The following is a 13,603-nucleotide window of genomic DNA, read 5'->3' as shown; positions in this document are numbered from 1 at the left end:
AGTGGCCTCAGGTGAGGTGGCATCACCCCGTCGTCCTGGCGCTCCGTTCGCTCCTTCGCTGGGCCGGCGTCGTGGTGCCGAGGGGGCCTTCCTGCTCGTCCCGGCGCAGGCACTCGATCAGGTAATCGCCGGTGTCGGGGGCCCGGGTCACCCCGTGCGTCTCGCTGCCGAAGCCGGGGAAGCGGCGGTCGAAGGCCTCCAGGGCGCGGAGGTAGCGCAGGAGAGGACCGCCTTCCTCCCCGACGCTTTCGCCCGGCATGAGGACCGGGATGCCGGGCGGCGTCACCGTAACCATCGCCGCCGCGACCCGGCCCGGTGCGTCCGCCAGAGAAATCCGTTCCGTGCCACCGCGGATCAGGCGCTGGTAGCACACCTGCGGCGGGGCGACCGGCTCCGGGAGCTGCTGGAAGGCCGTGTCGAGCAGTTCGACCAGGCGGGCGTCGCGCAGATGGGCGTGCATCTCCTGGCACAGGTCGCGCAGCCTCCGCCCTGAGTAGCGCCGCGGGTGATCGGCGACCAGGGCGGGCAGCACGCGGTCCAGTGGTGCGCCACTGTCGTAGAGGTCCTTGAAGTCCATCAGGGCGTCCAGCAGCGTGCCCCACTTGCCCTTGGTGATGCCCATGGAGAACAGCACCAGCGTGGTGTAGCTGTCGGTCTTCTCCACGACGATGCCGCGGTTGGTGAGGTAGGCGGTGAGGACCCGCGCCGGGATGCCCTGGTCGGACATCACGCCGGCCGCGTCGAGCCCGGGGCAGGTCAGGGTGACCTTGATCGGGTCAAGCATGCAGTAACCGTCGGTCAGGCCGGTGAAGCCGTGCCAGTCCGCGTCGGGTGCCAGGTGCCAGCAGGACGCCTCGGTCCGCAGCAGTTCCGCCGGAGCCTCGTCGAACGGCAGCCGCGTCCCGTCCGCGGGGTCGGTCACCTCGTCCGGCTGCCATACTCCGAAGAACCAGGGCGGCCGGTCCCCGGCGGCCTTGATCCGCCGCCCGATCCGCACCATCTCCTGGCGGAGCCGGACCGCCTCCGTGACCGCCTCGTCGACCAGCCACCGCCCTTGCGGACCGTCCATCATCGCCGTGGCCACGTCCAGCGAGGCGATCATCGGATACAGCGGAGACGTCGTGCCGTGCATCATCAGCGTCTCGTTGAACCGGTCGTGCTCCACCGGCGCCCGCGGGGCGGTCCGGACGTGCACCATGGCGCTCTGTGACAGCGCGGCCAGCAACTTGTGGGTGGACTGGGTAGCGAAGATCGTCGGCCGGTCGGAGCCGGGGAAGACCGTCTCGTCGACGGACATGCCGTAGCGCCCCGCGTACAGCGGATGGAAGCGGGCGTAGGCGAACCACGCCTCGTCGAAGTGCAGCCGGGGTGTGCTGGCCGCGAAGGCGCGGGCCGCTGCCGGCGCGTCGTAACACAGGCCGTCATAGGTGGAGTTGGTGAACACCGCGTACTGGGCACGGGACGACAGCGCCTCCCTCGTGAGAGGGCTCTTCGCGATTCTCGCCGCAACCGATGCCGCCGCGATCTCGGCCGGTGGCAGCGGTCCGGCAAGCCCGTAGCCGTTGCGGGTCGGTACCAGGTAGACCGGCCGGGCGCCGGAGACGACCAACCCGTGCAGGACCGACTTGTGGCAGTTGCGGTCCACCAGGGCGATCTCGTCTCGCGTCACGCTGAAATGGCCGACGAGGCGGTTGCAGGTGGAGTCGCCGTGCAGGACGAAGTATGTGTGGTCGGAGCCGAAGACCCGGGCGGCGTTGCGCTCCGCCTCGCCGATCGGCCCGGTGTGCTCGAACAGCGAGCCGAGCTCCTCCACCGAGATCGAGAGGTCACTGCGCAGCAACCGCTCCCCGTAATAGTCGTGGAACGCCCGCCCCACGGGTGACTTGAGAAAGGCGACACCGCCGGAGTGCGCCGGAGTGTGCCACGAGTACTCGTGCGCGTCGTCGAAGCGCCGCAGGGCCTTGAAGAAGGGTGGCAGCAGCGCGTCCTGGTAGGCACGCGCGGCTGATGAGATCCGCCCCGCGATGAACGTCGGCGTGTCCTCCAGCGGCCACACGTAGCCCACCACCGACTGCGACACCCACAGCGGCAGCTCACGCAGCCCTTCGTCCGCCATGACCAGGAACACCGGCAGATCACGGAACCGGCTCGCGATCCGACGCAGAACCGTCGCGCCGCCCGGCCCGTCCTCGGCTCCGGGCGGAAGATCCCAGGCAACCACCGCGGCGGACAGGCCGGCCTCCGTCCTGAGCACCGCATCAGCGTCCGCGGCGTTCACCACCCACCGGACCTGCAGGCCGGTCGCCCGGATCGCCTCGGCGATGCGCGTCAATTGCCCGGCAGCGACACCTCCACCCTCCTGATGTTCCGTCACCGCAACGAGTACCGTGCCCTCGGCCATGCCGCCCCCTTCGCCTGATGGCCCACGCCACCTGCGACCAGCGTTCACGGCCCGCCCGACCACGCTGTTCCAGTCGCCGGTCAACCGACTCCAACGGATGGCAGCCGGAACCGCTCCTTGACGCATCGCCAAGCAGGTGCGGCATCCGGAGAAACGACGTCCTGCCGCCGGGCCGGCGCCGTGTCACCCGTCGTCGGCGGCCCCGGACGCCCGCTCCCGACCGGATCAGGCACCAGCGATGGACGGTCGTCTCCGACTGGTGGAGCCCGACGCAGACAAGCAGAGGAAGAAGGTCTTGCTCCTGTTCACGACACGGCTCGGTCATGCCCGCGATGAGGGCGCGAAGCGCCGGCAGTGGGAGGCGGCGCGGAAGGACGGGTTTCATGGGCTGGGCCACACCAGGCCGGGAGCAAGGGGCGCGCCGTTGTCGACAGGTCCGGTACCGAGTCGGACAAGGGCCAGATGGTCGGCGAACACGCCCGTGAGGATTCCCCGCGCTGGGCTGCGTACAGCGGCTGGCGCCAAGCCGTCCACTCCCGTTCACTCGGCTTGGTCATGGGCAGCATCTTCCTCCTGTCCTGGCTGGCCCAGTCCGTCACGGGCTGCGCCGCATACAACGAGGAGCAGCTGCGCCAGTCACAGGCTCCTGTTAGTTGGGCCGAAGACCTTCTTTCCGCGGACTTCTGGAGCCGCACCTTGCAGAACTGGCAGTCCGAGCTGCTGGCGGTCGCTTCGATGGCCATCTTCGCGATCTATCTGCGGCAGCGCGGATCACCGGAGTCCAAGCCGGTTGGGGCTTCCCACTCCGTCACCGGAGTGGAGGGCTGAGCGCGTGTGGTGATATGAGCATGGCTTTTCGGCGAACATACATTCTGACGGGTGAGTGAGCGCCCTGCCGGCCCGAAGGCGGTGACCTGACGACGATGTTCACCGTGCGTCGGATCGCGGCGTCATCCGGTGTGCCGCATCGTTTCGCCGTCGTATCTGGAACATCGCGCCCAAGCAGGATCTGAAGGTGACAATCGGACAGGTGGAGCGGCCGGCCACCGCGGTTCCACGTCGCTGCGGGTCAGCGGATGAGCCGCCCATGGTGCCGCGCCGCAAGGGTCGGCACCACCAGGCGTCCGGGCTGACGCGTGTGCTGCGGCGCGCCGTGAGCCGAGAAGGAGCTTCCTTCCGGCCCAGGGGATGTCCCGTGCCGGGTGGCCGACCAGACTCGTGTCGGCACGAGCGGCCGCGTGCATCACCTTGGGGTGGGAGAGAAGGACGGGAGCAACGGTGTCCAGAACCGTCACGGCCCACCACCGCAACGCCGGCGACCGGCTGGTTTCGGCGACACCGTCGATGACGCGCAGGCCATCCTGCTCTCCGACGTCTATCCCACGGCCTGGTCCGGGGCGCGGCTGGCCGAGATCGCCGACGGTGATGCGGTAGCGATCGTCGGGGCCGGGCCGATCGGGCAGGCTGCCGTCGCCTGCGCCCGCCTGCAGGGAGCCGGACGGATCATCGTCGTCGACGGTGTGCCCGACCGGCTGGAGCTGGCCCGCGACCAGCACGCCGAGACGGTCGACTTCAACGCGGATGACCCGGTCGAAGCCGTCATGGAGCTGACCGGCGGAAATGGTGCGGACCGGGTGATCGACGCCGTGGGCGTGGACGCCCAGCGTCCCTCCCACGGGGCCGGCGGCCGACGCGCTCCAGACCTGGGTGAGCAGTTCGACCACGAACGGGACGAGGCGGCCCCCGGGAGAACGTGGGTGCCGGGGGACGCGCCCTCACTGGCGGCACGCTGGGCGGTGCACATGGTGGCGAAGGCGGGCACGATCGGCACAGTGGGGGTGTATCCGCCGCAGGTGGGGCACTACCCGTTCGGTGAGGCGTTCATGAAGAACCTCACCCTCAGCAACTGCGACCACCGCCGGCACACAGGGACCGGCGGCAACGGACCGGGGGAGCGGAAGCAATCAGCCGGGCAACAAGTCCTGAGCGGCTTGTCCTGTCTGGCCGTGCCCGCGCAGAGCAAGGTTCGGCAAGCCCGCCCACCCCGTCCGCGCCGTCCCGGACGGGGGTAGGCGCGGACGGGGTGGGCGGGGCCTGGGGCCCGCTTTCAACGACCGAGGGCCTTGGCGAGCTGGTCCTTGTTCATCGAGGACCGGCCGTCGATGCCCTTCTTCTTCGCCTCCTGGTAGAGCTGATCCCGGGTGGGGCCCGCACCACCGCTGCCGGACCTTTCCCCGCCGCGCTGCGACGGCGACTTGCCCTTCGTGGAGCTGCTGCTCGAGGACTTGGCCTCGCCGGACCGTGCGCGCTCCTTGTTCACCGTGCGCGCAGCCATCTCCTTGGCCCGGCCTTCGGATGCGCCACGTTCCTGGGCGCTGTCCTTGATGTGCTCGTACTGGCGCTCCCGCTTGGAGCTGGAACCTGCGGGCATGTCGGCCTCCTTCCGGTGTCGGCGTGCCGACCGTGCGTCGGACGACGCGATCGGTCCAGGCAGGGTTTCCCTTCGTCACTGAGTGAAACGGCCGTCGACGGCGGCCGCCCAGGCGCTCGACCGACACAGGTCCGCACATGACGCCTGACCCGACGTGCGGCGGACCGGTGGTCTTTCCTGTGCGCGGGTTGCCGTGGCCGGCAGGCGGGTACACGTGGGCCGCCATAAATCCCCGCCAACCAGGAGTGAGTGCCCGTGAAGGACCGGATCGCGGACATCTGGGGCGCCCGCACCCCGCACGCGAGGGACACTCCCTGGCCGGTGCGCGTCGACACCCACTTCGACTCCTCGGTGTCCGAGGGGGACGTGGACCGGTGGGTGCAGTCGGCGTGCGTGCTGTGCAGCAACGGATGCGGCTGCGACATCGCGGTCAAGGACGGCCGCATGGTGGGCATCCGGGGCCGTGCGGCCGACACCGTCAACCACGGCCGGCTGGGACCCAAGGGGCTGTACGGATCGTGGCAGTGGAGTCGTACCGACCGGCTCACCCGGCCGCTGGTCCGCGACGGGAACGGCGCCCTGGTCGAGAGCGACTGGGACACGGCGATGGACCGCATCGTCGAACGCTCGCGGCAGCTGCTGGCGACCGACGCAGGAGCACTCAGCCACGGCTTCTACACTTCCGGGCAGCTCTTCCTGGAGGAGTACTACACCCTGGGCGTGATCGGGAAGGCCGGGCTGGGAACGCCGCACATGGACGGCAACACCCGTCTGTGCACGGCGACCGCGGCCGCCGCGCTGAAGGAGAACTTCGGCTCGGACGGGCAGCCGGGTAGCTACAGCGACATCGAAGCCACCGATGCCGTGTTCCTCTTCGGACACAACATGGCCGAGACCCAGACCGTGCTGTGGATGCGCGTCCTGGACCGGATCCACGGCCCCAACCCGCCACGGATCGTCGCGGTCGACCCCCGCACAACCAAGGTCGCCGAAGCCGCGCGGGCCACCGGCGGGGTGCACCTGGCACCGCTGCCGGGCACCAACCAGGCACTGATGAACGCCCTGATCCGCGAGGTCGTCCACAACGGCTGGGTGGACGAGCGGTACATCGAGGCGCACACCCTGGGTTTCGACGAGCTGAAGGCCACCGTCGAGCCGTACACCCCTGAGCACTCGGCCGGCATCTGCCGGGTCCCGGCCGACGACATCCGCCGCGCGGCGCGGATCTTCGGAACCTCCGAGCGGGTGCTCTCCACGGTCCTGCAGGGCTTCTTCCAGTCCCACCAGGCCACCGCCGCCTCCTGCGCGGTGAACAACCTGCACCTGCTGCGCGGGATGCTGGGACGCCCCGGATGCGGGATCCTGCAGATGAACGGCCAGCCCACCGCCCAGAACACCCGCGAGTGCGGCGCGGACGGAGACCTGCCGGGGTTCCGCAACTGGGACAACGTCGAGCACGTCCGGCAACTGGCGAAGCTGTGGAACGTCGACCCCATGACCGTTCCGCACTGGGCGCCGCCGACCCACGCCATGCAGATCTGGCGCTACTGCGAACAGGGATCGATCGGCCTGCTGTGGATCTCCGGCACCAACCCCGCCGTCTCTCTGCCCGAACTGCCCCGGATCCGCAGGATCCTCCAGCAGGAATCCCTCTTCACCGTCGTGCAGGACGGCTTCCTGACCGAGACCGCCCGCTACGCCGACGTGGTCCTGCCGGCCGCCCTCTGGGGCGAGAAGCAGGGCACGTTCACCAACGTCAACCGCACCGTGCACCTGTCCGACAAGGCGGTCGAGCCGCCCGGCGAGGCGCGCAGCGACCTGGACATCTGGCTGGACTACGCCCGCCGCATGGACTTCCGCGACAAGGACGGCGCCCCGCTGATCACCTGGTCCGGTCCTGAGGAGGTGTTCGAGGCGTGGAAGGAGTGCACCCGCGGCCGCCTCGTCGACTACACCGGCCTGACGTACGACAGGCTGCGCGGCGGCAGCGGCATCCCCTGGCCCGTGAACGAGCAGGCTCCCGAGGGCACCGACCGCCTGTACGCGGACGCCGAGTTCCCCACCCACCCGGACGTCTGTGAGACCTACGGCCACGACCTGCTCACCGGCGGGGCGCTCAGTGAGCAGGAGTACCGGGCCAAGAACCCCGACGGCCGCGCCTTCTTCAAGGCCGCCCCCTACGTGTCGCCGCCGGAGAGCCCGGGGGAGGAGTATCCGTTCGTCCTCACCACCGGCCGCACCGCCTACCACTTCCATACCCGCACCAAAACCGGGCGCTCCCGTCAACTGCAGCGCGCCGCACCCGGAGTGTGGGTGGAGCTGTCCGTCGGCGACGCGGCACGGCTCGGCGTGCGCGAGGGCGACCTGGTGCGGCTGGAGTCACCGCGAGGAGCCATGCAGGGGCCGGCGCGGATCGGCCGCGGTCGCGACGGGGTGGTGTTCACACCGTTCCACTACGGCTACTGGGACCGGCCGGGAACGGACGGAGCCGCTCCCGGCGGCAGCCCGAGCGCGGCGAACGAACTCACGATCACCGAATGGGACCCCGTCTCCAAGCAGCCGTTGTTCAAGATCGGGACCGTCAAGGTCGTGAGGATGGCGGACGCCACCGGCCCTTCCCCCGCACCCACCACGACCGCGTCGGCACCGGCCGACCCGGACGGCGTCCCGGCCACCGTCGGCGGCCCCGGCGCCGAGGAGCGCGAGCACCCGGACGCCTGCGAACCGCCGCGGCCCCCGCGGCAGCCGGAAGCCCCTCCGCAGCCGCCCGGCTCCGGAGGCACGACGTCCACCACCGGCACGAAGGGCTGACCCGTGCATCTCGCCACCTACATCGGCCTGCAGCACGCGGCGTCCAAAACGCTGGCCGACTCCTTCCGCCAGGTCGCCGAGGGCCACGTCGGCGAACCGGACGTGCACTCCCTCTGCCACACCCTCGCCCGGGCCAGCGACGGACACGTCGACCGGCTCTCGCCCGTCGCCGAGCGCTACGGCGAACAGCGCGAGGACGAGCCCGAACGGCTGCACGCCGAAGGACTGTCAGGCATCCGCTCCGGCGGCGTCGGCCTCCTGCGCGACCTGCAGGACCTCTACCTCCTGGCCTCCTTCGTCGACATCACCTGGACCGTCCTGGGCCAGGCGGCGCAGGGGACGCGCGACGGCGAACTGCTGGACGTCGTGGAGACGTGCAAGACCGACACCCAGCGCCAGCTGAAGTGGCTGAACACCCGCATCAAGCAGGCCGCCCCCCAGGCACTGATCGCCACCGCCACCTGACCCGGCTGGTCACGGCCCGCTGAGCGGCGGCGCGGGCCGGCGGAGCAGCACAGCCAGTCCTCCAGAGGAGAGCTGTATGAGAGACAGCCGATCACCGAATCACACGTCACCCGTGGTGGTCCACCTGCGCCCGTTGGCCAGTCCTCTTCCCATGGGATTCCTGGGACTGGCCGGCGGCACCTTCGTCGTCGCCGCGCTCCAACTGGAGTGGCTGCCACCGGTCCAGGGCCACGCCGTGGCGATCGTCCTGCTCGCCTTCGTCTTTCCCCTGCAGTCCGCGGCCGCGGTACTCGGTTTCCTGTGCCGGGACGATGTCGCGGCGACCGGCATGGCCGTGCTGGCCGGGACCTGGTTGTCCCTGGGGTTCATCATGCTCAGCTCTCCGCCCGGGAGCACCAGCAAGGCGGTGGGACTGCTGCTCCTGCTCACCGCCTTCGCGTTGTGGGTTCCGATCGCCGCCGCCGGCGCGGGAAAGCTCGTCGCCTCACTCGTCCTCGTCGTGGCCTCGCTGCGGTTCGCGGCCACGGGTGTCTGGGAACTCTCCGGGGCGCAGTCGTGGAAGCACACGGCGGGTGCCGTCGGCCTGGTCCTCACCGCGGTCGCCGTCTACGCCTCCTTCGCCCTGGTGCTCGAGGACCAACGCCAGCGCCCCGTGCTGCCGACGTGGCGGCGCGGGAAGGGCGCTGCGGTACTGACCGGCGACTGGCAGTCCCAGACCGAGCACGTGACCGGCGAAGCCGGGGTCCGCCGTCACCTGTGACCGGCCGCGACGAGTCGGACGAGGCCGGGGACGCAGACGTCGCGAGCGGATGACACGCGGGCACGAACGGACAGGGGATGTGAGGGCACGCGGGCGACGTCACCGCGGCCGGCCCAGGCGTCAGCCCAGGGACATGAGGAGGCCACCTTTCGTCCGGACGGGTGCACCGGGAGATCGACGGGCGCGCAGCGGGGTACGGCTGTGCCATGAAGGCACTGGTGATCAACTGCACGCTCAAGAAGTCCCCCGCGCCGTCCAACACCGAGGCACTGGCCCGGGTGGTCGGTGACTGGCTGGCGGAGAACGGCGGCGTCGAGGTGGAGCACGTCCGGGCCGTGGACCTCGACGTCCACCCGGGCGTGGTCAGCGAAGCGGTCGCCGCCGGCGACGACTGGCCGGCCGTGCACGCCAAGCTGTTGCAGACGCAGATCCTCGTCGTCGCCTCCCCGACCTGGCTCGGCCGGCCGTCCTCGATGGCCCAGCGGGTCCTGGAGCGGATGGACGCCATGCTGTCCGAGACCGACGACCACGGCCGCCCCGTCGCCTACAACCGCGTCGCGGGAGTCGTCGTCACCGGCAACGAGGACGGTGCACACCATGTGATCAGTGAGATCAACGGCGCCCTGTGCGACATCGGATACACCATCCCCGGCCAGTCGTGGACCTACTGGCACCTGGGCCCCGGCCCGGGCCCCGACTACCTCGACGACCAACGCGGCCACGACTGGGCTCACAGCACCGGCCGCGCGATGGCCGCCAACCTGTACGGCACCGCTCGCGCGCTCGCCGCGAACCCGCTGAGCGCCCCGCCGCAGTGAACCACCCCCGGCCGGGTGCGAAGGAAGGAGGCCCGCCCTGCCGCCCTGTGCTTCGTGCACCGGGCGGGAACGGCGGGCGGCGCGGCGGGCTCCGGCAAGATTTGCCAGTGAGGTCGACCTGCCCCATCGACTGCTGGCCGGACGCCGCCCTGGCGCGCTGGTGTGGCAGTGCGGAGACGCTGACACGGATGACGAGCGGGAGACTGGTGCACGGTGACCGATCGCGAGCGCATGTCCGGCATGCTCACGGGCCTGATCCAGATTTCTCATACGGCGAACTTCGAGGCACTGCCGCAACTGGTGGCCGAGCATGCCGCGTCCGCAGGTCTTCATGACGCGGTGATGTACCTCGTGGATCTGCAGGATTAGTGCTTAGCGACGTCGCGTCGGTGGTCGCCCTGCTCCTGCTGAGCAAGCGCTCCTTCAGCAATTCCTATGCACGGCTGGTGCGCGTCGCGCCGATGAACGTCGCGGCGGAGATGCAGATGGACCTCATGCCGCCCCCGGCATACGCCGGCCACAACGTCACCGTCGGGGCGGTGCTTGAGCCCACCTACGACCTGGGGGCGACGCCTTCGACTTCGCGGTCGCCGACGACACCCTGCACCTGGCGGTCTTCGACGCGATGGGGCACGACGTGTCCGCGGGCATCACCGCGAACGTCGCCGTCGCCGCGTGCCGCAACGCGCGCCGCCAGGGCGCGTCCTTGACCGAGGCGAGCCAGACGGTGGAACGGGCCCTGCTCGAGCAGTTCGGCACCCAACGCCACGTCACCGGCATTCTGGCCGAGCTGAACATTCGAACGGGTGGACTGAGCTGGGTCAACCGTGGCCACCACCTGCCGCTGCTGGTCCGCGACCGGCGCGTCAGCGCCACACTGACCTGCCGGAGTCGTCGAGGCCCGCGACGCCGAGGGAAACGAGTTCGGCAAGGGCCGCTTCATCGACTTCGTCCTTCGCCACCACTCGGGCCACTTCACCCTCCACGAGACCCTGCGCCGCCTCATGCGTGCCGTGCTGAGCACAACGCCGGGCGCCTGAAGGACGATGCCACTGTTCTGCTGGTCGAGTGGCGAGGTGGACACCATGACGCCCTCACCCCCTGACCCCGGCGCAGGGAGGGGGTGGACGGTCGTTGTGTGTGATCCTCTCCCTCGGTCGGCCGCCGGGTCTCGACATGGCTCAGGTCGCTGGGGCATCCCGCATCGCCTACGTCGACCGCTACGTCGGCTCGGCGGCTGGAGCACTCGCCAGGGCCGTCACGCACGGTGAACCGGGTCTCCAGGACCGCTTCGGCCGGATGGCTGAGGGAGGCTGAAGTCACGCGGGAGACGGGTTGGCCGGTCGGCGGGACGGGTTGTTAGCCTCGCCGGATGAGCATCCCGTCGCCCGAAGAGATCCGCGCGTTGCACGAGAAGTGGGCGCCCACGCCGGAGGCGTTCCGGTCGGTCCACACCCACTGCGAGATCGTGTGGCGGATCGCCGAGCACCTGATCGAGTCGGCGGGGCTCGATGTCGACTTCGAGCTGGTCAGGGCCGGTTGTCTGCTCCACGACATCGGGGTCTACCGGCTCTTCGCGGATGACGGAGTGCTGGACCACAAGAACTACATCCGGCACGGCGTGCTCGGGCACGAGCTGCTCGAGCAGGCCGGTCTGCCGGAGACGCTGCGGCGGTTCTGCTCCCACCACACGGGGGTCGGCGTCACCCGCGAGGACATCGTCCGGCAGGGGCTGCCGCTGCCGCCCGGCGACTACGTCGCGGAGACTCCGGAGGAGAAGCTGGTGATGTACGCGGACAAGTTCCACAGCAAGTCCCGGCCGTCGTCGCTGCTGACTCCCGAGGAATACGCCGCCCACGTCCGCCGGTTCGGGGACGAGAAGGTCACCGCCTTCCAGGAGCTGCGGGCGACCTTCGGCGATCCCGATCTCGGCCTCGATCTCGGGCCCGGCACGGGCCTGCCGGTCGCCGCCGAGACGCCGGGGCGGCCGACGTGACGGGTCCGGCGGCCGCTGCGGACCCCCTGTCCGCCCTCGTCTGGCCGCTCACCACGGAGCGGCTCTCCCTGCGGCGGGTGACTCCCGGGGACGCCGAGGCCATGTTCGCGTATCGGCGGCTTCCGGAGGTGTCCTACTGGCTGACGTTCGCGCCGAGGGACCTCGAGGACTGGCGGGAGCTCCTGACCAGGCCGCAACGGCTGGCCACCACGCTGGTGGCGGAGCTCGACGGCCGCGTCGTCGGCGACTTCTACGTCCGGGTGGAGGACGCCTGGGCACAGCGGGAGGTCGCCGAACAGGCCAGGGGCGCCCAGGCGGAACTCGGCTGGGTGTTCGACCCCGCGGTGGGCGGCCGGGGATACGCCACCGAGGGGTGCCGCGAGCTGCTGCGGGTCTGCTTCGAGGAGCTGAAGGTGCGACGGGTGTGCGCCAACGCCTTCGCCGACAACGAGGCCTCCTGGCGGCTGATGGAGCGGCTGGGGATGCGCCGTGAGCAGTACACCGTGCGCGAGTCCCTGCACCGGGACCTGGGGTGGATCGACGGAATCGGTTACGCGCTGCTGGCCGACGAGTGGCAGTGCGGCCGGGGTGCGGCCTCCGCCTGAGCGGGACAGCGGAGTGGCCTCGCCCCCGTCGGGCGCGGTCGCGCCGGTGGCCCGGGGCGGTGCCGGGACGCGGCGACCGGGGCAATGTACCGGCCCGCACGGGTGAAACCGGGCCCCGGCCCGCCGGACGGACCGGCCGGCGGGGGAGACGGGTACTGGCCGGCGCTTCCGCCGACCACGCTCCGATCCCTCTCCCCATCCGGAGGAACAGATGCGCGTACGTCGCGTCACCGCCACCGTCCTGGCCGCCTTCGCCCTGAGCGCCGCGCTGGGCGCGGGCAGCGCGTTCGCGGGGGACCACCCCCACGACAACGGCAACCAGGCCCAGCACCAGAGCCACCACCAGGGTCACCACCAGGGCGATCACCAGCGTGACGAGAAGGCCCAGGACAAGGACAAGGGCAAGGAGAAGGGCCAGGACAAGGGCCAGGAGAAGGAGCAGGACAAGGGCCGGGAGAACGGCCACGACAAGGGCAAGGGCCAGGACAAGGGCCACGAGAACGGGCACGACAAGGGCAAGGGCCACGACAAGGGCAAGGGCCAGGACAAGGGCCACGAGAACGGCCACGAGAACGGGCACGACAAGGGCAAGGGCCACGACGAGGGCCGTCACCAGAACGACCACGAGCGTGACGGCAAGAACCGCCAGGGCGAGCACCGTGGCGACGACAAGGGCCGTCAGAACGACCACGGTTGGAACCACAACGGTGACAACCGCGGTGACCACCGTGGGGACAACCGCGGCGACCACAACGGCGACCACCGTGGGGACAACCGCGGCGACTACCGTGGTGACCACAACGGCGACCACCGCGGGGACCACAACGGCCGTCACTGCTGGGGCGGCAACTCCATCTTCGCCGGCACCCAGTGGCAGTCCCCGTACGGCAGCTACGGGACCTACGCCGCCGTGTGCTCCTCGGTCGACTTCGACGACTGACCCATCCCGAGCGGTCCCTCCGCCGACGGCCGGCTCACAGGTTGCGCAGGCCGTCCAGGACGGCCTCCAGCAGCGTGGGGTCGCTGCCGTCGGCGGAGCGGTCGGGCATGGCGTGGATCAGGAAACCGCCGCCGAGCAGGTCCGCGACGACCACCTTGGTCACCTGGAGCGGCAGTTGCAGGAGGGTTGCCAGCTCGGCCACCGACAGCGCCTGCCCGGCGCAGAGCCGCACCGCGGTCAGCGCCTCCGGGGAGACAGCGTCGTACGGAGGCCGGGCGGCCGCCCGCACCAGTGAGTCGGCTTCCACCGGCACGGCGGGACGGGTCCGGCCCAGGGTCACGGCGTAGGCGCGGACCGTCGCCGTCTCCTGGGTCAC

General features: G+C 70.6%; 14 protein-coding genes and 1 pseudogene. 12 read left to right on the top strand and 3 right to left on the bottom strand.

The window, feature by feature from the left end:
- Positions 1–22: 22 nt before the first annotated feature.
- Entirely contained in the window at positions 23–2,401 is a 2,379-nt protein-coding gene (locus Sfr03f_RS22755) for an Orn/Lys/Arg family decarboxylase (protein WP_108955835.1), read from the bottom strand.
- Positions 2,402–2,800: 399 nt separating this feature from the next.
- Between Sfr03f_RS22755 and Sfr03f_RS22750 the strand changes: the two are divergent.
- Positions 2,801–3,229 (top strand): annotated as a pseudogene (locus Sfr03f_RS22750) (DUF6766 family protein); the annotation flags it as partial.
- Positions 3,230–3,603: 374 nt separating this feature from the next.
- Positions 3,604–4,473 carry a zinc-binding dehydrogenase gene (locus Sfr03f_RS22745; protein WP_108955834.1) on the top strand — a complete coding sequence of 290 codons (870 nt, stop codon included), beginning with the start codon at positions 3,604–3,606 and terminating at the stop codon, positions 4,471–4,473.
- 35 nt (positions 4,474–4,508) lie between these two features.
- On the opposite strand, the gene Sfr03f_RS22740 is transcribed toward Sfr03f_RS22745, so the two are convergent.
- A complete protein-coding gene (locus Sfr03f_RS22740; RefSeq protein ID WP_108955833.1) occupies positions 4,509–4,832 on the bottom strand; it encodes a plasmid stabilization protein in 324 nt (107 codons plus the stop codon).
- Positions 4,833–5,087: 255 nt separating this feature from the next.
- On the opposite strand from Sfr03f_RS22740, the gene Sfr03f_RS22735 reads away from it, so the two are divergent.
- The 10 genes from Sfr03f_RS22735 (at position 5,088) to Sfr03f_RS22700 (ending at position 13,227) form a co-directional block, all read left to right on the top strand.
- Positions 5,088–7,643: a molybdopterin oxidoreductase family protein gene (locus Sfr03f_RS22735; RefSeq protein WP_108955832.1), complete on the top strand. Its 2,556-nt coding sequence runs from the start codon at positions 5,088–5,090 to the stop codon at positions 7,641–7,643.
- Positions 7,644–7,646: 3 nt separating this feature from the next.
- A complete protein-coding gene (locus Sfr03f_RS22730; protein ID WP_108955831.1) occupies positions 7,647–8,108 on the top strand; it encodes a hypothetical protein in 462 nt (153 codons plus the stop codon).
- 76 nt (positions 8,109–8,184) lie between these two features.
- Entirely contained in the window at positions 8,185–8,868 is a 684-nt protein-coding gene (locus Sfr03f_RS22725) for a GPR1/FUN34/YaaH family transporter (RefSeq protein WP_108955830.1), read from the top strand.
- A 206-nt stretch (positions 8,869–9,074) separates the two neighbouring features.
- The gene (locus tag Sfr03f_RS22720; protein ID WP_108955829.1) at positions 9,075–9,686 is read left to right on the top strand and encodes a flavodoxin family protein; all 612 of its coding nucleotides are present in this window, start codon (positions 9,075–9,077) and stop codon (positions 9,684–9,686) included.
- A gap of 213 nt (positions 9,687–9,899) precedes the next feature.
- Complete coding sequence (locus Sfr03f_RS31355) at positions 9,900–10,055, top strand: hypothetical protein (protein WP_245967708.1); 156 nt, start codon at positions 9,900–9,902, stop codon at positions 10,053–10,055.
- Between the two features lie 256 nt (positions 10,056–10,311).
- On the top strand, positions 10,312–10,791 hold the full coding sequence (locus tag Sfr03f_RS31350) for a SpoIIE family protein phosphatase (RefSeq protein ID WP_245967707.1): 480 nt from the start codon (positions 10,312–10,314) through the stop codon (positions 10,789–10,791).
- Positions 10,792–10,862: 71 nt separating this feature from the next.
- Entirely contained in the window at positions 10,863–11,003 is a 141-nt protein-coding gene (locus tag Sfr03f_RS30365; protein ID WP_159105711.1) for a hypothetical protein, read from the top strand.
- A 55-nt stretch (positions 11,004–11,058) separates the two neighbouring features.
- A complete protein-coding gene (locus Sfr03f_RS22710; protein ID WP_108955828.1) occupies positions 11,059–11,682 on the top strand; it encodes an HD domain-containing protein in 624 nt (207 codons plus the stop codon).
- Positions 11,679–12,287, top strand: a complete 609-nt coding sequence (locus Sfr03f_RS22705; RefSeq protein WP_108955827.1) for a GNAT family N-acetyltransferase — start codon at positions 11,679–11,681, stop codon at positions 12,285–12,287. Before Sfr03f_RS22710 ends, Sfr03f_RS22705 begins: the two co-directional genes overlap by 4 nt.
- A 211-nt stretch (positions 12,288–12,498) precedes the next feature.
- Entirely contained in the window at positions 12,499–13,227 is a 729-nt protein-coding gene (locus tag Sfr03f_RS22700; protein ID WP_108955826.1) for a hypothetical protein, read from the top strand.
- A 34-nt stretch (positions 13,228–13,261) separates the two neighbouring features.
- Here the strand turns inward: Sfr03f_RS22700 and Sfr03f_RS30360 are convergent, their stop codons facing one another.
- Positions 13,262–13,603: a DUF742 domain-containing protein gene (locus Sfr03f_RS30360; protein ID WP_159105710.1), complete on the bottom strand. Its 342-nt coding sequence runs from the start codon at positions 13,601–13,603 to the stop codon at positions 13,262–13,264.

Source organism: Streptomyces fragilis (genome assembly GCF_003112515.1).
Classification (GTDB): domain Bacteria; phylum Actinomycetota; class Actinomycetes; order Streptomycetales; family Streptomycetaceae; genus Streptomyces; species Streptomyces fragilis.
This window is presented reverse-complemented; position numbering and strand designations above follow the sequence as displayed.

Bases quoted from the DNA above. Each gene is read 5' to 3' on its own strand.
- Sfr03f_RS31350 (WP_245967707.1), top strand. From the start codon at position 10,312: ATGGGGCACGACGTGTCCGCGGGCATCACCGCGAACGTCGCCGTCGCC.
- Sfr03f_RS22720 (WP_108955829.1), top strand. From the start codon at position 9,075: ATGAAGGCACTGGTGATCAACTGCACGCTCAAGAAGTCCCCCGCGCCG.
- Sfr03f_RS22710 (WP_108955828.1), top strand. From the start codon at position 11,059: ATGAGCATCCCGTCGCCCGAAGAGATCCGCGCGTTGCACGAGAAGTGG.
- Sfr03f_RS22755 (WP_108955835.1), bottom strand. From the start codon at position 2,401: ATGGCCGAGGGCACGGTACTCGTTGCGGTGACGGAACATCAGGAGGGT.
- Sfr03f_RS22725 (WP_108955830.1), top strand. From the start codon at position 8,185: ATGAGAGACAGCCGATCACCGAATCACACGTCACCCGTGGTGGTCCAC.
- Sfr03f_RS22740 (WP_108955833.1), bottom strand. From the start codon at position 4,832: ATGCCCGCAGGTTCCAGCTCCAAGCGGGAGCGCCAGTACGAGCACATC.
- Sfr03f_RS22700 (WP_108955826.1), top strand. From the start codon at position 12,499: ATGCGCGTACGTCGCGTCACCGCCACCGTCCTGGCCGCCTTCGCCCTG.
- Sfr03f_RS30365 (WP_159105711.1), top strand. From the start codon at position 10,863: ATGGCTCAGGTCGCTGGGGCATCCCGCATCGCCTACGTCGACCGCTAC.